This is a genomic window from Micromonospora sp. NPDC006431 (assembly GCF_042870725.1).
Lineage (GTDB): Bacteria > Actinomycetota > Actinomycetes > Mycobacteriales > Micromonosporaceae > Micromonospora.
In genome coordinates, this window is the sequence record NZ_JBIAHQ010000030.1 from 13,113 (window position 1) to 33,425 (window position 20,313).

At 71.3% G+C, this 20,313-nt stretch carries 22 protein-coding genes; 19 read left to right on the forward strand and 3 right to left on the reverse strand.

The features are described from left to right. Positions 1-26: 26 nt before the first annotated feature. The 14 genes from glyA (at position 27) to ACFYM6_RS32055 (ending at position 12,777) form a co-directional block, all read left to right on the forward strand. Positions 27-1,358 (forward strand): serine hydroxymethyltransferase, encoded by a 1,332-nt coding sequence (gene glyA, locus ACFYM6_RS31990; protein WP_387281198.1) that lies wholly within the window; start codon positions 27-29, stop codon positions 1,356-1,358. Then, positions 1,351-1,782: a hypothetical protein gene (locus ACFYM6_RS31995; RefSeq protein WP_387281199.1), complete on the forward strand. Its 432-nt coding sequence runs from the start codon at positions 1,351-1,353 to the stop codon at positions 1,780-1,782. Before glyA ends, ACFYM6_RS31995 begins: the two co-directional genes overlap by 8 nt. Before the next feature lie 192 nt (positions 1,783-1,974). After that, positions 1,975-2,211 (forward strand): hypothetical protein, encoded by a 237-nt coding sequence (locus tag ACFYM6_RS32000; RefSeq protein WP_387281200.1) that lies wholly within the window; start codon positions 1,975-1,977, stop codon positions 2,209-2,211. Positions 2,212-2,222: 11 nt separating this feature from the next. Further along, on the forward strand, positions 2,223-3,020 hold the full coding sequence (gene atpB, locus ACFYM6_RS32005; RefSeq protein WP_387281201.1) for a F0F1 ATP synthase subunit A: 798 nt from the start codon (positions 2,223-2,225) through the stop codon (positions 3,018-3,020). A gap of 66 nt (positions 3,021-3,086) precedes the next feature. Next, positions 3,087-3,323, forward strand: a complete 237-nt coding sequence (locus ACFYM6_RS32010) for a F0F1 ATP synthase subunit C (protein WP_387281202.1) — start codon at positions 3,087-3,089, stop codon at positions 3,321-3,323. A 27-nt stretch (positions 3,324-3,350) separates the two neighbouring features. Then, a complete protein-coding gene (locus tag ACFYM6_RS32015) occupies positions 3,351-3,893 on the forward strand; it encodes a F0F1 ATP synthase subunit B (RefSeq protein WP_387281203.1) in 543 nt (180 codons plus the stop codon). Continuing rightward, complete coding sequence (locus ACFYM6_RS32020; RefSeq protein ID WP_387281204.1) at positions 3,893-4,714, forward strand: F0F1 ATP synthase subunit delta; 822 nt, start codon at positions 3,893-3,895, stop codon at positions 4,712-4,714. The genes ACFYM6_RS32015 and ACFYM6_RS32020 overlap by 1 nt, the downstream gene beginning before the upstream one ends. Before the next feature lie 86 nt (positions 4,715-4,800). Next, positions 4,801-6,453 (forward strand): F0F1 ATP synthase subunit alpha, encoded by a 1,653-nt coding sequence (gene atpA / locus ACFYM6_RS32025; RefSeq protein WP_387281205.1) that lies wholly within the window; start codon positions 4,801-4,803, stop codon positions 6,451-6,453. A 2-nt stretch (positions 6,454-6,455) separates the two neighbouring features. Further along, the gene (locus ACFYM6_RS32030; protein ID WP_357440154.1) at positions 6,456-7,385 is read left to right on the forward strand and encodes a F0F1 ATP synthase subunit gamma; all 930 of its coding nucleotides are present in this window, start codon (positions 6,456-6,458) and stop codon (positions 7,383-7,385) included. Further along, positions 7,385-8,821 carry a F0F1 ATP synthase subunit beta gene (gene atpD, locus ACFYM6_RS32035; protein WP_387281206.1) on the forward strand — a complete coding sequence of 479 codons (1,437 nt, stop codon included), beginning with the start codon at positions 7,385-7,387 and terminating at the stop codon, positions 8,819-8,821. Before ACFYM6_RS32030 ends, atpD begins: the two co-directional genes overlap by 1 nt. 258 nt (positions 8,822-9,079) lie before the next feature. Further along, on the forward strand, positions 9,080-10,180 hold the full coding sequence (locus ACFYM6_RS32040) for an LCP family protein (RefSeq protein ID WP_387281240.1): 1,101 nt from the start codon (positions 9,080-9,082) through the stop codon (positions 10,178-10,180). Between the two features lie 134 nt (positions 10,181-10,314). Beyond that, a complete protein-coding gene (locus ACFYM6_RS32045) occupies positions 10,315-10,593 on the forward strand; it encodes a F0F1 ATP synthase subunit epsilon (RefSeq protein WP_073834631.1) in 279 nt (92 codons plus the stop codon). Positions 10,594-10,605: 12 nt separating this feature from the next. Beyond that, positions 10,606-11,061 (forward strand): DUF2550 domain-containing protein, encoded by a 456-nt coding sequence (locus ACFYM6_RS32050; RefSeq protein WP_387281207.1) that lies wholly within the window; start codon positions 10,606-10,608, stop codon positions 11,059-11,061. Positions 11,062-12,189: 1,128 nt separating this feature from the next. Continuing rightward, a complete protein-coding gene (locus ACFYM6_RS32055; protein WP_387281208.1) occupies positions 12,190-12,777 on the forward strand; it encodes a hypothetical protein in 588 nt (195 codons plus the stop codon). A 625-nt stretch (positions 12,778-13,402) separates the two neighbouring features. Here the strand turns inward: ACFYM6_RS32055 and ACFYM6_RS32060 are convergent. After that, positions 13,403-14,002: a class I SAM-dependent methyltransferase gene (locus tag ACFYM6_RS32060; protein WP_387281209.1), complete on the reverse strand. Its 600-nt coding sequence runs from the start codon at positions 14,000-14,002 to the stop codon at positions 13,403-13,405. Positions 14,003-14,133: 131 nt separating this feature from the next. On the opposite strand from ACFYM6_RS32060, the gene ACFYM6_RS32065 reads away from it, so the two are divergent. From ACFYM6_RS32065 to ACFYM6_RS32075, 3 genes are all read left to right on the forward strand, one after another. After that, entirely contained in the window at positions 14,134-15,348 is a 1,215-nt protein-coding gene (locus ACFYM6_RS32065) for a sensor histidine kinase (protein WP_387281210.1), read from the forward strand. Beyond that, positions 15,345-16,049, forward strand: coding sequence for a response regulator (locus ACFYM6_RS32070; RefSeq protein ID WP_387281211.1), 705 nt, complete (start codon positions 15,345-15,347; stop codon positions 16,047-16,049). Before ACFYM6_RS32065 ends, ACFYM6_RS32070 begins: the two co-directional genes overlap by 4 nt. An 81-nt stretch (positions 16,050-16,130) precedes the next feature. Next, on the forward strand, positions 16,131-16,868 hold the full coding sequence (locus tag ACFYM6_RS32075) for a hypothetical protein (protein ID WP_387281212.1): 738 nt from the start codon (positions 16,131-16,133) through the stop codon (positions 16,866-16,868). A gap of 4 nt (positions 16,869-16,872) precedes the next feature. Here ACFYM6_RS32075 and ACFYM6_RS32080 read toward each other — a convergent pair whose 3' ends face one another. Both ACFYM6_RS32080 and ACFYM6_RS32085 read right to left on the reverse strand, forming a co-directional pair. Then, the gene (locus ACFYM6_RS32080; protein WP_387281213.1) at positions 16,873-17,292 is read right to left on the reverse strand and encodes a VOC family protein; all 420 of its coding nucleotides are present in this window, start codon (positions 17,290-17,292) and stop codon (positions 16,873-16,875) included. Then, positions 17,268-17,840 (reverse strand): cob(I)yrinic acid a,c-diamide adenosyltransferase, encoded by a 573-nt coding sequence (locus ACFYM6_RS32085; RefSeq protein ID WP_357440728.1) that lies wholly within the window; start codon positions 17,838-17,840, stop codon positions 17,268-17,270. Before ACFYM6_RS32085 ends, ACFYM6_RS32080 begins: the two co-directional genes overlap by 25 nt. Here ACFYM6_RS32085 and murA point away from each other — a divergent pair. Further along, a complete protein-coding gene (gene murA / locus ACFYM6_RS32090) occupies positions 17,839-19,278 on the forward strand; it encodes a UDP-N-acetylglucosamine 1-carboxyvinyltransferase (protein WP_357440734.1) in 1,440 nt (479 codons plus the stop codon). The two genes, ACFYM6_RS32085 and murA, sit on opposite strands and share 2 nt — an antisense overlap. Positions 19,279-19,430: 152 nt before the next feature. Next, a complete protein-coding gene (locus ACFYM6_RS32095; RefSeq protein WP_387281214.1) occupies positions 19,431-20,279 on the forward strand; it encodes a 3-hydroxyacyl-CoA dehydrogenase family protein in 849 nt (282 codons plus the stop codon). Positions 20,280-20,313: the final 34 nt, after the last annotated feature.

Below are 20,313 nucleotides of genomic sequence, written 5' to 3' on the forward strand. Positions count from 1 at the left end.
GTGGCCCGTGGCGCCGGTGCCGAGGCATGGCACAGCTCCCGGTGCGGGCCTCCGTAGACTCCTACGCTGTGGAGAACACCAGAGACACGTTCTGGGGGCCGGACTTCCAGCAGCTCAGCACCGAGGACCCGGAGATCGCCGGGGTGGTGCTGGGGGAGTTGGCACGGCTGCGCGGCGGCCTGCAACTCATCGCCAGCGAGAATCTCACCTCCCCGGCGGTGCTGGCGGCCCTCGGCTCCACGCTGACCAACAAGTACGCCGAGGGTTACCCGGGCCGGCGCTACTACGGCGGCTGCGCCGAGGTGGACCGGGCCGAGGAGATCGGCATCGCCCGGGCCCGGGAGCTCTTCGGGGCCGAGCACGCCAACCTCCAGCCGCACTCCGGGGCCGGCGCCAACCTGGCCGCGTACGCCGCCCTGGTGCAGCCGGGCGACACCGTGCTGGCGATGGACCTGCCGCACGGCGGCCACCTCACCCACGGCAGCCGGGTGAACTTCTCCGGCAAGTGGTTCCACCCGGTCAGCTACACAGTCCGGCGGGACACCGAGCTGATCGACTACGACGAGGTACGCGACCTGGCCCTGGCGCACCGGCCGAAGATGATCATTTGCGGCGCGACGGCGTACCCGCGGCTGATCGACTTCGCCCGGTTCCGGGAGATCGCCGACGAGGTCGACGCCTACCTGATGGTGGACGCGGCGCACTTCATCGGGCTGGTCGCCGGCCGGGCGGTCCCGTCCCCGGTGCCGTACGCCGACGTCGTCTGCGCCACCACCCACAAGACGCTGCGCGGCCCGCGCGGCGGCATGATCCTCTGCCGCGAGTCGCTGGCCGCCCGGATCGACAAGGCGGTCTTCCCGTTCACCCAGGGCGGCCCGCTGATGCACGCCGTCGCCGCCAAGGCGGTCGCGCTGCGCGAGGCTGCCCAGCCCGAGTTCCGGGCGTACGCCGCCCAGGTGGTGAGCAACGCCCAGGCGCTCGCCGACGGGCTGGCCGCCGAGGGGATGCGGCCGGTCTCCGGCGGCACCGACACCCACCTCACGCTGATCGACCTGCGCGAGGTCGGGGTGACCGGGGCGGACGCCGAGGCGCGCTGCGACGCCGCGAACATCACCCTGAACAAGAACGCCGTCCCGTACGACCCGCAGAAGCCGATGGTCGCCTCCGGCATCCGGGTGGGCACGCCGAGCGTCACCACCCAGGGCATGCGGGAGGGCGAGATGCGGCGGATCGCCACGCTGATCGCCCGGGCGGTCCGCACCGATCCGGCGGCCCCGGGCGGCGCCGACGAGCTGACCCGGACCGCCGCCGACGTGACCGAGCTGGTCACCGCGTTCCCGGCGTACCCCCGTGGCTGAGCCGGGGGCCCGCGCGGCGGAGGCGCTCGAGGACCGCGGCTGGCGGCTGCGCCATCTCCCGGTCCTGCTGATCTCGACGGCGGTGCTGGCGGCGGCGGCCGGGGTGATCGGCGGGGTGACCCGGGGCGCGGACGGCGCGCTCGGCGCGGCCGCCGGGGTGGCCGTCACCGCGCTCAGCTACACGCTCACCACGGTCGCGCTGGCCTGGGCCGACGCCCGCGACCCGCAGCTCGTGCTGCCCTTCGGGCTCGGCGCGTACGTCGCCAAGATGACCCTGCTCGGGGCGGTGATGATCGGGGTGGCGTCGACCGGCTGGCCGGGACTGATCCCGTTCTGCCTCGGCATCGCCGCCGGCGTGCTGGTCTGGACCGGGGCGCACATCTGGTGGCTGACCACTGTGCACGCCCGGCGGTCCCGGCGCTGACCTGCGGAGATCCGGCGCGCCGTCCCACGTTTCGGACGGCGCGCCGATGTGTCCGCGATCGGTCATTCTCTCAGTGGCGGAAGGGGAGTAGCGTGCCTCCAGACGACTTCGCCCACCCGTGTCCCACACAACCAGGTTGTGCGGGGGGTGAGGCACAGCCTCGTCTTCTCGACTGATATCGTTCGCCCCGTCATGGCCGGTGACCAGAAACCCCCCAGCGCTGGCGGCCCGGAGGACTATCCGTCCGGTGCCGGTCAGGGTTGGACGGCGCTCTCGTACCTCATCGGGGGCATGCTCGTCTGGGGTTTCATCGGCTGGCTGGTCGACCAGTGGCTCGATACCGGGGGCATCGCCACCGGGATCGGCGTCGTGCTCGGCATGGCCGGGGGGATCATCCTGGTCGTCCGCCGACTCGGCACGCCTACTTAGGAAGGGACGCGGTGTTCGGACAGGCGAACGTCCTGGCTCAGGGCCAGGCGGAATTCCCACCCAGTGTGGAGGACTTCTACCTGCCCAGCATCCTGCCCTGGGGTGCGCACGACAATTTCTGGTTCACGAAGATCACCGCGATGGTCTGGGTCGCCGTCGGCATCCTGATCATCTTCTTCCTGGTGAGCTACCGGAACCCGCAGCTCGTCCCGACGAAGAAGCAGTGGTTCGCCGAGTCGATCTACGGCTTCGTGCGGAACAACATCGCGGTGGACATGATCGGGCACGCGGGGGTGCGGTTCGCGCCGTACTTCACCACGCTGTTCTGCTTCATCCTGCTGACGAACTTCTTCGCGATCGTCCCGTTCTTCCAGATCTCGCCGAACTCGCACATCGCCTTCCCGGCGTTCCTCGCCGCGATCACCTACGTGATGTTCAACTACGTAGGCATCCGGCACCACGGCTTCGTGAAGTACTTCAAGAACTCGCTCATCCCGCCGGCGCCCTGGTACATCCTGCCGCTGCTGATCCCGATCGAGTTCTTCTCGACCTTCCTGGTCCGGCCGTTCTCGCTGGCCGTCCGTCTCTTCGCGAACATGTTCGCCGGCCACATGCTCCTGCTGGTCTTCACGCTGGGCGGTTTCGCGATGATCAGCGCGAACGCCTGGCTGGCGCCGGTCTCGGTGCTGTCCTGGGTGATGACCATCGCGCTCACCTTCCTCGAATTCCTGGTGATCGTCCTGCAGGCCTACGTCTTCACCGTGCTGACCGCCAGCTACATGCAGGGCGCGCTCGCCGAAGAGCACTGATCCACCGCACCAACCGTTGTCGTCCCGCGTGATCGTCACGCGTGATATCCAGGAGGAACCAAACCCATGGACGTTCTCGCCGCGGTTTCCGGCAGCACCGCCGCCATCGGCTACGGCCTCGCCGCCATCGGTCCCGGTATCGGCGTCGGCCTGGTCTTCAGCGCCTACATCCAGTCGACCGCCCGGCAGCCGGAGTCGTCCCGGATGACCCTGCCGTACGTCTGGATCGGCTTCGCCGTCATCGAGGCGCTCGCGCTGCTGGGCATCGCCTTCGGCTTCATCTGGGCCGGCACCCCGTCCTGATCCCGCCCTTAGACCGGGAGGTTTACCATGTTCTACCTCGCCGCTGAGGGTGGTGGTGCGGCATCCCACAACCCGATTCTGCCGCTCTGGCAGGAGCTGGTGGTCGGCAGCATCGCCTTCATCGTGCTCTGCTTCGTGCTGATGAAGTTCGTCTTCCCGCGCATGGAGCAGACGTTCCAGGCCCGGGTCGACGCGATCGAGGGTGGGATCAAGCGCGCCGAGGCCGCTCAGGCCGAGGCCAACAAGCTGCTCGAGCAGTACCGCGCGCAGCTGGCCGAGGCCCGGACCGACGCCGCCAAGATCCGTGACGACGCCCGGGCCGACGCCGAGGGGATCCGCCAGGACATTCTCGCCAAGGCGCGGGAGGAGTCCGACCGGATCATCGCGGCCGGCAAGGAGCAGCTCGCCGCCGAGCGGGCCACCATCGTGCGCGAGCTCCGCGCCGAGGTCGGCACGATCGCGGTGGACCTGGCCAGCAAGATCGTCGGTGAGTCGCTCGCCGACGAGGCGCGTCGCAAGGGCACCGTGGACCGGTTCCTGAGCGGCCTCGAGAGCGCGGGGGCCCGCTGATGCAGGCCGCCAGCCGGGAGTCGTACAAGGTCGGGGCCGAGCGCCTCGACGCGTACGCCCGCGGCGCGGAGCCGTCGGCGGTGGCCGCCACCGCCGACGACATCCTCTCCGTGGCCGTCCTGCTGCGGCGCGAGCCGCGGCTGCGCCGGGCGCTGTCGGACCCGGCGCGTCCAGGTGAGGACCGGGCCGGCCTGCTCACGGGCATCCTGCGCGGCAAGGTCGGCGCGGACGCGCTCGACCTGCTCACCGCGCTGGTCGCGGGCCGCTGGTCGGCGCCGTCGGAGTTGCTCGACGGCACCGAGCGGCTCGGCATCGAGGCGGTCCTGGCGAGCGCCGACAAGGCCGGCGAGCTGGGCGAGGTCGAGGACGAGCTGTTCCGTTTCGGCCAGGTCGTCTCCGCTTCCGCCGAGTTGTCCAACGCGCTCTCCGATCCGATGGCCCCGGCCGAGCGGCGGGCCACCCTGGCCCGCGAGCTGCTCGCCGGCAAGGCCCGGCCGGTCACCGTCCGTCTCGTCGAGGCCGCGCTGGCCGGCTTCGGGGGGCGCTCCTTCGTCGGGGCGCTCACCCGGCTGGTCGAGCTGGCCGCTGACCGGCGGGACCGTCAGGTCGCGTACGTGACCGTGGCGGCCCCGCTGAGTGACGAGGAGGAGCGACGCCTGGGTGCCCGCCTCTCCGCGATGTACGGTCGAGAGGTTTCCGTCAAGCAGACGGTGAACCCGGAGGTGCTCGGTGGGGTGAGCGTGCGGGTCGGCTCCGACCTGTACGACGGCACCGTCCTGCGCCGCCTCAACGAGACCCGTAACGCGCTCGCGAAGCGCTGACCAGCGTCTCCGCAGCCCTGATTCGACGCCATCGGACCGGTCGGTACTAGGTATCCCGGGCCCCTGATACTTGAAGGAAGCAGAGGATGGCCGAGCTGACCATCTCGACGGAGGAGATCCGCGGCGCCCTGGAGCGCTACGTCTCCTCCTACACGGCCGACGTCTCCCGTGAGGAGGTCGGCACCGTCGCCGATGCCGGCGACGGCATCGCCCACGTCGAGGGTCTTCCCTCGACCATGACCAACGAGCTCCTGGAGTTCGAGGACGGCACGCTCGGCGTGGCGCTGAACCTCGACGTCCGGGAGATCGGTGTCGTCGTCCTCGGTGACTTCGGCGGTATCGAGGAGGGGCAGCGCGTCAAGCGCACCGGCCGGGTGCTCTCCGTCCCGGTCGGCGACGCCTTCCTCGGCCGCGTGGTCAACGCGCTCGGCCAGCCGATCGACGGCCTCGGCGACATCCCGAACGAGGGCTACCGCGAGCTGGAGCTCCAGGCCCCGAACGTGATGGCCCGTAAGTCGGTCGACGAGCCGCTGCAGACCGGTCTCAAGGCCGTCGACGCGATGACCCCGATCGGCCGTGGCCAGCGCCAGCTGATCATCGGTGACCGGAAGACCGGCAAGACCACGGTCGCCCTCGACACCATCCTCAACCAGCGGGACAACTGGCGCTCCGGCGACCCGAAGAAGCAGGTCCGCTGCATCTACGTCGCTGTCGGCCAGAAGGCCTCCACCATCGCCTCCATCAAGGGGACGCTGGAGGCGGCGGGCGCGATGGAATACACCACCATCGTCGCCTCCCCGGCCTCGGACCCGGCCGGCTTCAAGTACCTCGCCCCGTACACCGGCTCGTCCATCGGCCAGCACTGGATGTACGGCGGCAAGCACGTCCTGATCGTCTTCGACGACCTGAGCAAGCAGGCCGAGGCGTACCGGGCCGTGTCGCTGCTGCTGCGCCGCCCGCCGGGCCGCGAGGCGTACCCGGGTGACGTCTTCTACCTGCACTCCCGGCTGCTGGAGCGCTGCGCCAAGCTCTCCGACGAGCTGGGCGGCGGCTCGATGACCGGCCTGCCGATCATCGAGACCAAGGCGAACGACATCTCGGCGTTCATCCCGACCAACGTCATCTCGATCACCGACGGCCAGATCTTCCTCGAGACCGACCTGTTCAACCAGGGCGTCCGGCCGGCCATCAACGTCGGCACCTCGGTCTCCCGGGTCGGTGGCGCCGCCCAGGTGAAGCCGATGAAGAAGGTCGCCGGTTCGCTCCGGCTCAACCTGGCCCAGTTCCGCGAGCTGGAGGCGTTCGCCGCCTTCGCCTCCGACCTGGACAAGGCCTCCCGCGCTCAGCTGGAGCGCGGGTCCCGCCTGGTCGAGCTGCTCAAGCAGGCGAACTACTCGCCGTACCCGGTGCAGGAGCAGGTCGTCTCGGTCTGGGCCGGCACCGAGGGCAAGCTGGACGACATCCCGGTCGGCGAGATCAAGCGCTTCGAGTCGGAGTTCCTGCAGTACCTCCGGCACAAGCACGAGGGTGTCCTGGCCGGGATCGCCGACAACAAGTGGGACGACGAGATCATCGGCTCGCTGGACTCGGCCATCACCGAGTTCAAGCAGCTCTTCCTCGGCAAGGAGGACGAGGTCCGGATCAACGAGGCCCCGGCCACGCCGCTGGAGGGCGAGGAGACCCGCGAGACGGTGACCCGCTTCCGCGAGGGCTCGACCGACCGCCCGGCTGAGAGCTGACGATGGCCGCCCAGGTTCGCGTTCTTCGTCAACGGATCCGCTCGGCGAAGTCGATGAAGAAGATCACCAAGGCGATGGAGCTCGTCGCGACGAGCCGCATCGCCAAGGCCCAGGCTCGGGTGGAGGCGTCCCTGCCGTACGCCAAGGCGATCACGGACGTGCTCACGGCGCTGGCGTCCAACGCGCGGATCGACCACCCGCTGCTCACCCCGCGCGAGCGGGTGCGGCGGGCGGGCGTCCTGCTGGTCACCAGCGACCGCGGTCTGGCCGGTGGCTACAGCTCCAACGCGATCAGGACCGCGGAGTCGCTGATCGCCCGGCTCGCGGCCGACGGCAAGGAGCCCGTGCTCTACGTCATCGGTCGTAAGGGCGTGACCTTCTACCGGTTCCGCAACCGGGACATCGCGGCGAGCTGGACCGGCTTCTCGGAGCAGCCGGCGTTCTCCGACGCCCGCGAGGTGGGCGAGACGCTGATCAAGGCGTTCACGGCCGGCGCGGACGACGTGGACGGCGGGGCCGGGCCGGACGGGGTTGTCGGCATCGACGAGTTGCACATCGTCTACACCGAGTTCAAGTCCCTGATGACCCAGACGCCGGTCACGCGGATCATCGGCCCGATGCAGGTCGAGGACCGGCCGCGGTCCGAGGGTCTGCTCCCGGCGTACGAGTTCGAGCCGGAGGCGGAGGCGCTGCTCGACGCGCTGCTGCCGAAGTACATCAACACGCGGATCTACGCGGCGTTGCTGGAGTCGGCGGCCAGCGAGTCGGCGGCCCGCCGACGGGCGATGAAGAGCGCCACCGACAACGCCGAAGAGATGATCGAGAAGTACACGCGTGAGATGAACACGGCCCGCCAGGCCGGGATCACCCAGGAGATCAGCGAGATCGTCGGCGGCGCGAACGCGCTCGCCGCGTCGGGAAGTGAAGTGTGATGACTGCCCCAGTAGAGACCAAGACGGCCACGGGTCGCGTGGTCCGGGTCATCGGCCCGGTCGTCGACGCCGAGTTCCCGCGCGACGCCATGCCGGAACTGTTCAACGCCCTGCACGTCGACGTGACGCTGTCCGGCGGCCAGAAGACGCTGACCCTGGAGGTCGCCCAGCACCTCGGTGACAACCTGGTCCGCGCCATCTCGATGCAGCCGACCGACGGCCTGGTCCGCGGCACCGAGGTGCGGGACACCGGCTCGCCGATCAGCGTGCCGGTCGGCGACGCGGTCAAGGGCCACGTGTTCAATGCGATCGGCGAGTGCCTCAACCTCACCGAGGGCGAGACGCTCAACCCGGACGACCACTGGCAGATCCACCGCAAGGCCCCGGCCTTCGCGGACCTGGAGCCGAAGACCGAGATGCTGGAGACCGGCATCAAGGTCATCGACCTGCTCGCCCCGTACGTGAAGGGCGGCAAGATCGGCCTGTTCGGCGGCGCCGGCGTGGGCAAGACGGTGCTCATCCAGGAGATGATCACCCGCGTTGCCCGGAACTTCGGTGGTACCTCGGTCTTCGCCGGCGTGGGTGAGCGCACCCGTGAGGGCAACGACCTCATCGCCGAGATGACCGAATCCGGCGTCATCGACAAGACCGCGCTGGTCTACGGCCAGATGGACGAGCCGCCGGGCACCCGGCTGCGGGTCGCCCTCTCCGCGCTCACCATGGCGGAGTACTTCCGCGACGTGCAGAAGCAGGAGGTGCTGCTCTTCATCGACAACATCTTCCGCTTCACGCAGGCCGGTTCCGAGGTCTCCACGCTGCTCGGCCGCATGCCGAGCGCCGTGGGTTACCAGCCGACCCTGGCCGACGAGATGGGCGAGCTCCAGGAGCGGATCACCTCCGTCCGGGGCCAGGCCATCACCTCGATGCAGGCGATCTACGTGCCCGCCGACGACTACACCGACCCGGCGCCGGCCACCACGTTCGCCCACCTGGACGCGACCACCAACCTGGAGCGGTCGATCTCCGACAAGGGCATCTACCCGGCCGTGGACCCGCTGGCGTCCTCGTCCCGGATCCTCGCCCCGGAGTTCGTCGGCCCTGAGCACTTCCAGGTGGCCACCGAGGTGAAGCGGATCCTGCAGCGCTACAAGGACCTGCAGGACATCATCGCCATCCTCGGTATCGAGGAGCTCTCCGAGGAAGACAAGATCACCGTGCAGCGGGCCCGGCGGATCGAGCGCTTCCTGTCGCAGAACACCTACGCCGCCGAGCAGTTCACCGGCGTGCCGGGCTCGACGGTCCCGATCAAGGAGACCATCGAGGCGTTCAAGAAGATCAGCGAGGGCGAGTACGACCACTTCCCCGAGCAGGCCTTCTTCATGTGCGGCGGTCTTGAGGACCTGGAGCGCAAGGCCAAGGAGCTGATGGAGGGCTGAGACCCTTGCCACAGTCCACGGAGGCCGTCCCGACAGATGTCGGGGCGGCCTCCGCCTGTTCAGGCCCGGCCCATACCAGCTGTCCGGTTGCCCGGCAAGCGGTTCGCTCGACCGCGCGGTACCGTTCGTGACACGCCTTCACGTCATCAACGTTGATCTCTCGCAACGAAACGGATCCGCCCGCCCGTCTACCAGTCGTGGGCGCGACGATTGGAGAAGCTCGTGGCTAAGGCCGGCACGCGCGGCGGCAAGCGGTCCATGTGGCGGGGCGTGCCCCGCTGGGCCCGGGTGTGCACCATCTTCGGCGTGGTCCTCATGGTGCTCAGCGGCAGCGTGCTGGTGGGCTACCACGCGCTGGTGGCCCGCTACGAGGGCGCAGTCGGCAAGGGGGACCTCTTCGGCGACCAGGCGGCCGGTGCCACCGAGAAGAAGAGCGACATCAAAGGCCCGCTGAACATCCTGCTGGTCGGCATCGACCCGCGCAATGCGGAGACCCGGCCGCTGTCCGACTCGATCATGGTCCTGCACGTGCCGGCCGGCCTCGACCGGGCCTATCTCTTCTCGCTGCCGCGCGACCTGCGGGTCGACATCCCGGCCTTCCCGAAGGCGGACTACTCGGGCGGCACCGACCGGCTGAACGCGGCGATGTCGCACGGCAGCGTGGTGTCGGGGCGGAACCCGGACCCCGCCCAGGGCTTCGAACTGCTCGCGAAGACCGTCCAGCAGGTCACCGGGATCGAGCGCTTCGACGCCGGCGCGATCATCAACTTCACCGGCTTCCGGAAGATCGTCGACGCGATGGGCGGCGTCGACATGTACATCGAGCGGGACGTGAAGTCGGAGCACCGCCAGCCGGACGGCAGCATGCGCCAGCTCAAGCCGGGCGGCGGCGGCTACCTCGGCCCGCAGGCCGAGTACAAGAAGGGCAACGCCCACCTCAAGGGCTGGCAGGCGCTTGACTACGTGCGGCAGCGCTACCCGCGCAACGGCGTGCCGGACGCCGACTACGGCCGGCAGCGGCACCAGCAACAGTTCATCAAGGCGATGGTGAGCCAGGCGTTCAGCGCCGACGTGGTGACCAACCCGGTGAAGCTGGACAAGGTGCTGCGTGCCGCCGGGGAGTCGCTCATCTTCAACGGCCGCGGCAACAGCGTGGTCGACTTCGCGCTCGCCCTGAAGAACATCCGCGCGGACTCCATCCAGACGATCAAGCTGCCCGGCGCGGGCATCGGCACCGGCTCCGCGTACAAGGGGGAGCGGCTACTCCCGGCCGCCGACGACTTCTTCGCGGCGCTCCGCAACGAACAGATCGACGCGTTCATGCTGGAGCACCCCGAGTTCAAGCAGAAGACCAGCTAACCTGAGCGCCAACGGACCCAGCGGGTGCCGGGGTCCGTTGCCGTGACGTGGCGCAGCTCTCGCCACCCGCGTTGGGTGGGGCTCGAGACCACGACTAGACTTTCGGCAATCCGCCGCCGCAGCAAGGAGACAGCGTGGCACAGCAGCTTCACGTCGAGCTCGTAGCCGTCGAGGAGAAGGTCTGGTCCGGCGAGGCCGAGATGGTCGTCGCCCGGACGACCGAAGGTGAGCTGGGTGTGCTGGCGGGGCACGCGCCCCTGCTCGGCCAGCTCGCGGAGCCCAGCCAGGTACGCATCAAGCAGGCCGGCGGCCAGCAGCTCGCGTACGACGTCGCCGGCGGCTTCCTGTCGGTGACCGGTGCGGGCGTCACCGTCCTCGCCGAGAGCGCCACCCCCGCCACCCCGGCGCGCTGAGCCGACCCGCCGATGGAGATCGTGGAAGGGATCGGAATCGGCGTCGCGGTCGTGCTCGCCGCGCTTCTGATCCTCTTCGTTCGGCGGGCCCTGTTCACCCGCAGCGGAGGCATCATCCGGCTCAGTGTCCGGGTCTCCACGATCCTTGACGGCCGAGGCTGGTCACCCGGCTTCGGCCGTTTCGTCGGTGACGAACTTCGCTGGTACCGCATGTTCAGCTTCGCCCTGCGGCCCAAGCGAGTGCTCTCCCGTAAGCGGCTCGCCGTGGAGCGCCGCCGGCTGCCCGAGGAGCAGGAACGGTTCTCCATGCCGGCCGACTGGGTGATCCTGCGCTGTACCAGCAACCACGCACCGGTGGAGATCGCCATGGCGCGATCCACGGTCACCGGCTTCCTCTCCTGGCTCGAGGCCGCCCCGCCCGGGGCGGCCTCGCCGCGTCTGGCCTCCCAGGACTGGCCCGCCGCCTGAGCCGCCGCCTCGGGTGGTCGCGGCGGGTCCGGTTCTGGTCGCTCTTGGGGTGTGGGCCCGCCGTGCACCCGTTGTGAGTGGCTGCCGACTGTGGTCGCGGTGCGCGAGTGGGCCCGCCTTGCCCCGTCATGGGTCGCTGCCGGCTGTGGTCGCGGTGTGCGGGTATGGCCCGCCATGCACCCGTCGTGAATGGCCGACCGTGGTTGCGGGGTGGGGTGTGGCCCGCCGTGCCCGGCTCCGGGCGGTCAGGCTTGATCCCTGCGCCGGTCACGCCGGGCCACACCTCGCGTCGTGGTCCGGCGCCCGTTCGGATGTGCGGCCTGCGTGGTCCGCGTCTGGTGTACGTCGTGGCATTCGCCGTCCGGATCGTGTGGGCTGCGCAGTTCGTGCCTCTGGCGCGGGCTGACTCCCCGTGGTTGGTTGGCCTTGGCTGGCCTGTCCTCGGTTCGCCGCGTGTGCTCCGGGGCGCAGTTTCGCCGAAAGTGGGGCCTCGCGGCGTTCTGAGGGGCCACTTTCCCCGAACGTGTCGCCTCCGTGGTGGGGCAGGGCCCGGTGATCGACTTCGTGTGCGGTATGTGGTGGTGTCGTGGGTGATGGATATCGCCGTTGGCGGGATCTGGAGTGGATCAACGGAGGGCGTCGGCCACTTGGCCGGGGTTGTGGTGGGTGGTGTCCGGTTTGCGGGTGACGGCCGGCGTCCTGGGCCCGGAATTTCGGGCGGCCGGGGGTCGTTGAACACGGGTGCACGGCCGAGGAAGGCACCCCGCGAGCCGGGGTCGCCCGGGTGGGCCAGGTCGGAATGACGATGGACCGCCGGTCGTTGTAGATGAACCACGCGACCGATGCCCCGTGAGGCGGGGTCGGCCAGGCCGGAATGTTGGCGGGCCCCCGGTCGTTGCACATGACTCGCGACCGAGGAAGCCGCCCTGTGTGGTGGGGTGGTCGGGCCCGGAATGATGGCGGGCCGCCGGTCGTTGGATATGGTCCCGGCGCCGCGAAGAGGCGATCCGCCCCGCGAGCTGCTGGTCGACAGACTTTCCCCCCCTTCTTTGAGCGCCTGACGGTGCTTGCGCACATGTAGCCGACCCCCATCGGTGTGTGCGCCAACCCCCGAATGGAGCTTTGATCATGAACACGATCCTGCGTAAGAGCGTTCTTGGCGTTGCTGGTCTGGCTTTCACCGGTGGTGTGTTCGCCGGCCCCATCGCCGCCCACGCCGACGCCCCGGCCACCGCTGCCAAGCCCGTCGCGGCCGTGCAGGCCGACAAGCCGGACATGGGCAAGCTGGTTCCGCATGGTGTGCAGGGCGCCCAGTCGAAGATCACCCTGAACGACGAGCAGACCGCCAACGCGAAGGCGATCATCGCCGCCACGAAGAAGGCCGGGCTGCCGGAGCGGGCCGCGGTGATCTCGATCGCCACGAGTCTGCAGGAGTCGAAGCTGGAGAACCTGGGCCACCTCGGCGACAAGAATGACCACGACTCGCTGGGCCTGTTCCAGCAGCGCCCGAGCTCGGGTTGGGGTACGCCGGAGCAGATCACCGACCCGGAGTACGCGACCCTGGCGTTCGAGAAGGGCCTGAAGCAGATCGACGGTTGGCAGGACATGCCGCTGACCAAGGCCGCCCAGACCGTGCAGGTGTCGGCCTACCCGGACGCCTACGCCCAGTGGGAACAGCAGGCCGCCGACCTCGTCGCCCAGCACTGGAACAGCTGACACCACAGCTGACCCCAAACAGCTGACAACCAAAAGAACGTGAACATGCCGCTGGCCGGCACCCCAAGACGGGTGCCGGCCAGCAGTGTCTCTGAATGCTGGCCTCTCCAGACCGTGGACACGTCCTGTCAACAGCGAACGAAACTGCCCAAGATCAGCCGCACGCCGGTACGTACCAAAGGAAGACCGCAACGCACAGGCGGCGAAGGCACACGACGGGGCTGGGGGCGACCGTGACCGGCGGAGGGATCAAGCGTGACCGCCCGGAGCCGGGCACGGTCGCCCCCAGCCCCCGAGCGGAGAGGAGGGATCAAGCGTGACCGCCCGGAGCCGGGCACGGTCGCCCCCAGCCCCCGAGCGGAGAGGAGGGATCAAGCGTGACCGCCCGGAGCCGGGCACGGTCGCCCCCAGCCCCCGAGCGGAGAGGAGGGATCAAGCGTGACCGCCCCCAGCCCCCGAGCGGAGAGCAGGGATCAAGCGTGACCGCCCGGAGCCGGGCACGGTCGCCCCCCGGCCCCCGAGCGGAGAGCAGGGATCAAGCCTGACCGCCCGGAGCCGGTCACCCTCGCCCCCAGCCCCCAACAGCAACCAAGGAGCAACCGCGAGACGCGCAGCACCCGGCCGGTCAGAGTTCACGGCGGAGCGGGCGGCGGCAGTGGTAGACCAGGGCCGGCGGCAGGTTGGCCCAGACGGTCCGGCCCACGGTCACCTCGTCGAAGACACTGGCCAGCAGCCGGTGGAAGCGCCGGGCCGGGCGGGTCGGCAGGGCGTGGCGGTACGCGAAGGTGGTGAAGACCCCGCCGGCGTTGAGCGCCCCGACCACCGCGTCGAGGATCGCCCGTTGCCGTCCGGCCGGAAAGGCGGCCCAGGGCAGCCCGCTGACCACCACGTCGGCCGACGCCAGCCGGCGTTCCGCCAGCAGTTTTCCGAGCGCGGCGGCGTCGGCGCGGACCACTTCGACGGCGGGGTGCCGGCGGGTCAGGCCGGTGGCGAACGTCGGGTTGAGTTCGACCGCCAGGTGGTGGCCGCGGCCGGCCAGCCGTCGCTGGATCGCCCGGGTGAACACGCCGGTCCCGGGGCCGAGCTCGACCACCAGCGGATGTCCCGCCCGCGGCACCGCGGCCGTGATGTCCCGGGCCAGCGTCGGCCCGCTGGGCAGCACCGCGCCGGTGGCGAGCGGGTGTCGGGCGAACTGGGTGAGGAAGGTCGGCGCGTCGCTGATCACGCTGGTCGACGCTAGGCGCGGGACGGCGGGGCAACCCTCGTGCCGGCGGCCGGCTTACCGGCCACCCGGAGGAGGCGCGGCGGCCGATGGGAGGGCCGCCGGCGGGGCTGCTCCTCCGTATGGTTGGCCAGGTGACGGGTGGGTGGCGCGGCTGGTGGCGGGAGCTGCTGCTCGGGTTGGTCGCAGCCGGACTGGGGCTGGCCAGCAGCTGGATGGCCCGGGCCGGGGTGGCCCGCGAGGAGTGGGCGGCGGTCCTCGCGGTCCTCGCGGTCCTCGCCGGGCTCGCCCTGGTGGCCGTACGGCGGTGGCCCTGGCCGGTGCTGCTCGCGGAGTCGGCGCTGATGGTCGTCGGCGGCGCGGTGACGCTGGCCGGTGGCGGCGTCCCGCAGCTCGCCGGGGCGGTCGCGCTGGGCTACGTCGGGTACTGGTGCGGCCGGTCGGCGACGGTGGCGGCGTACGCCCTCTACCTCGGGGCGACGCTGGTCGACGTCCTGTACCGGGGGAACGCGGGCGTCCTCTCCGGCGGCACGGGGGTGATCCGCCTGGTCGTCCTGGCCGCGGTCGTCGCCGCGCCGGTGGCGTTCGGCCGGTACCTGCGCGGGGTGCGGCAGGCCGCGGCGGCGGCCGAGGAGCGGGCCCGGGAGGTGGAGGAGCGCCGCGCGGCGGAGACCCGGGCGGCCCGCCTCGCCGAGCGGGCGGGTATCGCCCGGGACCTGCACGACATCGTGGCCCATCACATCGCGGCGATCGCCCTGCGCGCCGGCGCGGCCAGGTACGCCGTGCAGCACACCGGCCGCACCGACGAGGCGGTGTCCGCCTTCGGTGAACTGCGCGACACGGCCGGGCAGGTGCTGGACGAGCTGCGGGAGCTGCTGGACGTGCTCCGGGACCCGGAGGCGGTGGAGCCGACCGACCCGCAAGTGGAGCCGGAGCAGCTGATCCGGGACGCCGCCCGGCGGGTCCGCGAGGCGGGCGTGGCGGTCCAGGTGACCGTGTCGTCCGCGCTGGCCGGGGTGCCGCTGGTGGTGGGGACGACGGCCGCGCGGGTGGTGCAGGAGGCACTGACCAACACCCTCAAGCACGCCGGACCCGGGGCGATCGCCTCGGTGGACGTCCGGGGCGTCGACGGTGCGCTGCTGCTCGAGGTGCTGGACAGCGGGCCGGTGCGGCACCAGCTCGTCGAGCCGGACCGCGGCCGGCCGGGGCCGGCGCTGCCCGTGTCCGGGTACGGGTTGAGCGGGATGCGGGAGCGGGTCGGCCTGCTCGGTGGCACGCTCACCGCGACGGGCGCGGAGGGTGGTGGCTGGCGGGTGCAGGCCCGGCTGCCGATCAGGGAGAACGCATGATCAGGGTGCTCGTGGTCGACGACCAGACGCTCGTCCGGGCCGGGGTCGGGCTGCTGCTGCGGACGGCCGATGGTTTCGAGGTGGTGGGCGAGGCGGGGAACGGCCACGACGCGGTACGCCTCGCCGAGCGGCTGCGGCCGGACGTGATCCTCATGGATCTGCGGATGCCCCGGATGGACGGCATCGAGGCGACCCGGCGGATCCTGGACCGGCAGCCGTCCGCCCGGGTACTGGTGCTGACCACCTTCGCCGACGACGTCAACGTGTACGGGGCGCTCGGCGCGGGCGCGATCGGCTATCTGGTGAAGGACGGCGCCCCGGAGGAGCTGATCGACTCGGTACGCCGCGCGGCGCGGGGGGAGACCCTGCTGGCGCCGCCGGTGCTGGCCCGCGTACTGCGTCGGGCGCTCGCCGCCCACGACCGGGACCGGCGGCCGCACCCGGACCCGCGCGCGGCGGGCCTGCGGCTGCTCAGCCCCCGGGAGCGGGAGGTGCTGGCGCTGGTCGGTGCCGGGCTGTCGAACGTGGAGATCGGCGCGCGGCTGCACCTGGGGGTGACCATCGTGAAGACGCACGTGTCGGCCGCCATGGAGAAGCTGGAGCTGCGTAACCGGGTGCAGGCGGCGGTGCTGGCGCACCGGCTCGGCCTGGTCGACGACGACTTCAACCCCCTCTGGGGTGCCTCGGGAAACAGCCCGTAAGGGGGTGGCCGGCCACCTGGAGGATCCGGGCCGGCCGCTGGGAGGACGGCGGGGCCGCCCCGGCGCGGCACGCTGGTTGACGTGACCCTCCTGGATTCCCTGCTGGACCGGCTCGACACCCTGCCGCCGGGTTACGTGCTGCTCGCCGCCGCGGCGGTGCTCGCCGCCGAGGTGGGCCTGCTGGTCGGCCTGGTGCTGCCGGCTGCCACCACCATGCTGACGGTCGGCCTGCTGGCCCGGGCCGGTCGTCTCGACCTGGGCCTCGCGCTCGCCGTCACCACGCTCGCCGCGTTCGCCGGGGACCAGCTCGGCTACCTGGAGGGGCGGCTGCTCGGGCCCCGGCTGCGGCGCGGCCGGCTGGGCCGCTGGGTGGGGGAGCGCCGTTGGCAGCGCGCCGAGACCCTGGTCGCCGCGCGGGGCGGCCCGGCGGTGCTGCTTGGGCCGGTGGACCGCGTTCGTCCGTACCCTGGTGCCCCGGGTCGCCGGGGCGGCCGGGCTGCCGTACCGCCGGTTCGTGCTCTTCGACGGCCTGGCGGTGGCGGTCTGGGTGCCGGGGACGGTGCTGCTCGGCTGGGCGGTCGGCGCGGCGCCGACGGCGCTGCCGGCCGTCGCGGGGGTGCTGGTCGCGGCGGCGGTCGCCGCCGCTGTCGGCCACCGGTTCCGGGTACGCCGGGCGCGCCGCCCGGCCGCGCGGGCCTGTTCCGGTCCGGTCCGGGGAGGTCGCCGGCGCAGCCGGCGGGGTGGTTCCCGCCGGCCCGGCGCCGGCCACAGCGCGCCGGCCCGACGGGGTGCCCTGTTCTGAACGCCGGGCCGGGGTGACCGGTCAGTCGGGTGCGGCGACCAGCTCCACCTCGTACCCCTGCCCGTCCGCCAGGTAGGCGGCGTACGTCCCGGGGCCGCCGGCGTGCGGGTGGCGATCCGGGAAGAGCAGCTCCCACCCGTGCCCGGGTGCGGCCGCGACCAGCCGGTCCACCGCGGCCGGCGGGCCGGCGTGGAAGGCCAGGTGGTTGAGGCCCGGCGCGAGCCGGTCGTGCAGCCGTCCGGAGAGCGCGGGAGACTCCTCGATCACCAGGTACGTCGGGCCGAGCCGCCAGGAGCAGCCGGCCGGCCAGTCCTGGTACGGCGTCCAGCCCAACTCGCCAAGGAGCCAGCCCCAGCTGTGTCTGGCGGCGGCGAGGTCGGGTACCCAGACCTCCACGTGGTGCAGGGTCCCGGCGGTCAGCGCTTCCCGCCCGGCACCCATAGCACATCTCCGTTCGGATTTGCCGTTCTTGACAGAATAAAGAGCAGATCGGAGAGCCGGTTGAGATACTTTGCCGGGAGCGTGCTGGTCCGGTCCGGATCGTGCGCGATCAGGGCCCAGGCCGCCCGCTCGGCGCGCCGGGCGATGGTCCGTGCCACGTGCAGCAGCGCCGCGCCAGCGGTGCCACCGGGGAGGATGAAGGAGTCGAGCTTGCTCAGGCGCGCGTTGTACTCGTCGCACCACCCCTCGAGGCGCTCGACGTACGCCTCGGTGACCCGCAGCGGCGGGTACGCCGGCTCCGGCTCCACGGGGGTCGCCAGGTCCGCCCCGACGTCGAACATGTCGTTCTGGATCGACCCGAGCACCGCCCGCAGCTCGTCGTCGAGCTGCCCGAGGGCGAGCGCGACGCCGATCGCGGCGTTGCACTCGTCCACGTCCGCGTACGCGGCGATTCGCGGATCGGTCTTCGGCACCTGCTCGTTGTTGCTCAGCCTGGTCATGCCGGCGTCGCCGGCCTTGGTGTAGATGCGCGTGAGGTGGACGGCCATGACGCACAGCCTACGGATACCGGACCTGACCATCCCGGCGCGGCCGGGCCAGGCCGGCTGGCCGGCCGGGGTCGGGCCGGGCGACGCCGGTGACCCGGCGGTCAACGACGTCGACGTCATCCGGGTGCTCGGTGAGGCCCGGCTGGCCGGCACGGTGCACGTGGTCGGTGCGAAGAACTCGGCGCTGAAGCTGATGGCCGCCGCGCTGCTCGCCCCCGGACGCAGCGTGATCACGAACGTCCCCCGGATCACCGACATCGCCATCATGGGGGAGGTGTTGCGCCGGCTGGGCTGCGGTGTCCGGTTCGCCGAGGACGACCCGGTCGACCCGATGGTGGCGCGGGGCGGGGTGGAGCGCTCCCGGTCGGTGGTCATCGACGTGCCGGAGCAGCCCGGCGCGGAGGCCGACTACGACCTGGTCCGCCGGCTGCGCGCGTCGATCTGCGTGCTCGGCCCGCTGCTGGCCCGTCGGGGGTACGTGCGGGTGGCCCACCCCGGCGGGGACGCCATCGGCTCGCGCGGCCTGGACATGCACATCTCCGGCTTGACCCGGATGGGTGCCGACATCTCCGGCGAGCACGGCTTCGTCATCGCCGAGGCCCCGGACGGCCTGCACGGCGCCGACATCGTGCTGGACTTCCCGAGCGTCGGCGCCACGGAGAATTTGGTGATGGCGGCGGTGCTGGCCGGCGGCACCACGACGATCGACAACGCCGCCCGGGAGCCGGAGATCGTCGACATCTGCACCATGCTGAACTGCATGGGCGCCCGGATCGAGGGGGCCGGCAGCTCGACCCTGCACATCGTCGGGGTGCCCGAGCTGCAGCCGGTGCGGCACGCCACGGTGGGCGACCGGATCGTCGCCGGCACCTGGGCGTTCGCCGCCGCGATGACCCGCGGGGACGTGACGGTGACCGGCATCGACCCGGCGTTCCTGGAGGTCGCGCTGGACAAGCTGGTCTCGGCCGGCGGCCTGGTGGAGACCCGGGCCGACGCCTTCCGGGTACGCGTCGACGACCGCCCCGCGGCCGTCGACGTGGTGACGCTGCCATTCCCGGGTTTCGCCACCGACCTGCTGCCGATGGCGATCGGGCTGGCCGCGGTGAGCGACGGGGCGTCCCTGATCACCGAGAACATCTTCGACGGCCGGTTCATGTTCGCCAACGAGATGATGCGGTTGGGCGCGGACATCAAGACCGACGGCCACCACGCCCTGGTGTGCGGTCGCGAACGGCTCTCCGGCGCCCCGGTTCGCGCCACGGACATCCGGGCCGGCGCTGGCCTGATCATCGCCGGGCTCTGCGCCGAGGGGGTCACCGAGGTCTCCCACGTGCACCACGTCGACCGCGGCTATCCGGACTTCGTCGCCGACCTGCGGGCGCTCGGCGTGGAGGTGGACCGCGGCACCGCGCCCGAGGAGCCGGATCTCGCCATCTGACGGCTCGCGCGGCGCTCGCTCGGCGGCGCCCGCGAGACCGACCGCCTCGCCGCCGGCCCCGGAGACCTCCGTCCGGGAGCCGTGCCTTAGCACTCGTTCAGGCTCGCCGACTAGGGTGCTGGCAGACACTCAATCAGGCGAGGGAGAAGCAGATGGCGGGTCGACTCGCGGTCGTCGGTGCCGGGCTGATGGGCTCGGGCATCGCCCAGGTCGCGGCGCAGGCGGGCTGGCAGGTGACGCTGCGGGACCTGGACGACGCGGCCACCAAGCGGGGCGTCGACGGCATCCGGAAGTCGCTGGAGAAGTTCGCCGAGAAGGGGAAGATCGAGGCGTCCGAGGTCGAGGCCACGCTGGCCCGGATCACCCCGACCACCGATCTGGAGGCGGCGGCCGACGCGGACATCGTGGTCGAGGCGGTCTTCGAGAAGATCGAGCTCAAGCACGAGGTGTTCCGCGCGCTGGACAAGATCTGCAAGGCGGACGCGGTGCTGGCCACCAACACCTCGGCCATCCCGGTCACCCAGATCGCCACCGCCACCGAGCGCCCGGAGTCGGTCGTGGGCACCCACTTCTTCTCGCCGGTGCCGATGATGAAGCTCTGCGAGCTGGTCCGCGGCTACAAGACCAGCGACGAGACCCTGGCGACCGCGAAGGCGTTCGCCGAGGGGGTGGGCAAGACGGTGGTGGTGGTCAACCGGGACATCGCCGGCTTCGTCACCACCCGGCTGATCTGCGCGCTGGCCATGGAGGCGGTCAAGCTGGTCGAGTTCGGCGTGATCTCCGCCGAGGACCTGGACACCGCCTGCAAGCTGGGCTTCGGTCACGCCATGGGCCCGCTGGCCACGGTCGACCTGACCGGGGTGGACGTGCTGCTCAACGCCACGAAGAACATCTACACCGACACCGCGGACGAGAAGTTCTTTCCGCCGGAGCTGCTCCAGCGCATGGCGACCGCCGGCGACCTGGGCCGCAAGACCGGCCAGGGTTTCTACCCGTACTGAGTCGGGCGGAGGGCGTCCCCGGCCGAGGCGGCCG

Excerpts from the sequence above, each read along its gene's own strand:
- ACFYM6_RS32020 (WP_387281204.1), top strand. The coding sequence starts at position 3,893 with ATGCAGGCCGCCAGCCGGGAGTCGTACAAGGTCGGGGCCGAGCGCCTC.
- ACFYM6_RS32010 (WP_387281202.1), top strand. The coding sequence starts at position 3,087 with ATGGACGTTCTCGCCGCGGTTTCCGGCAGCACCGCCGCCATCGGCTAC.
- ACFYM6_RS32050 (WP_387281207.1), top strand. The coding sequence starts at position 10,606 with ATGGAGATCGTGGAAGGGATCGGAATCGGCGTCGCGGTCGTGCTCGCC.
- ACFYM6_RS32000 (WP_387281200.1), top strand. The coding sequence starts at position 1,975 with ATGGCCGGTGACCAGAAACCCCCCAGCGCTGGCGGCCCGGAGGACTAT.
- atpD (WP_387281206.1), top strand. The coding sequence starts at position 7,385 with ATGACTGCCCCAGTAGAGACCAAGACGGCCACGGGTCGCGTGGTCCGG.
- ACFYM6_RS32080 (WP_387281213.1), bottom strand. The coding sequence starts at position 17,292 with ATGGGTGCCGGGCGGGAAGCGCTGACCGCCGGGACCCTGCACCACGTG.
- ACFYM6_RS32040 (WP_387281240.1), top strand. The coding sequence starts at position 9,080 with ATGTGGCGGGGCGTGCCCCGCTGGGCCCGGGTGTGCACCATCTTCGGC.
- ACFYM6_RS32055 (WP_387281208.1), top strand. The coding sequence starts at position 12,190 with ATGAACACGATCCTGCGTAAGAGCGTTCTTGGCGTTGCTGGTCTGGCT.
- ACFYM6_RS32085 (WP_357440728.1), bottom strand. The coding sequence starts at position 17,840 with ATGGCCGTCCACCTCACGCGCATCTACACCAAGGCCGGCGACGCCGGC.
- ACFYM6_RS32070 (WP_387281211.1), top strand. The coding sequence starts at position 15,345 with ATGATCAGGGTGCTCGTGGTCGACGACCAGACGCTCGTCCGGGCCGGG.
- ACFYM6_RS32015 (WP_387281203.1), top strand. The coding sequence starts at position 3,351 with ATGTTCTACCTCGCCGCTGAGGGTGGTGGTGCGGCATCCCACAACCCG.
- atpA (WP_387281205.1), top strand. The coding sequence starts at position 4,801 with ATGGCCGAGCTGACCATCTCGACGGAGGAGATCCGCGGCGCCCTGGAG.
- glyA (WP_387281198.1), top strand. The coding sequence starts at position 27 with ATGGCACAGCTCCCGGTGCGGGCCTCCGTAGACTCCTACGCTGTGGAG.
- murA (WP_357440734.1), top strand. The coding sequence starts at position 17,839 with ATGACGCACAGCCTACGGATACCGGACCTGACCATCCCGGCGCGGCCG.
- ACFYM6_RS32095 (WP_387281214.1), top strand. The coding sequence starts at position 19,431 with ATGGCGGGTCGACTCGCGGTCGTCGGTGCCGGGCTGATGGGCTCGGGC.
- ACFYM6_RS32030 (WP_357440154.1), top strand. The coding sequence starts at position 6,456 with ATGGCCGCCCAGGTTCGCGTTCTTCGTCAACGGATCCGCTCGGCGAAG.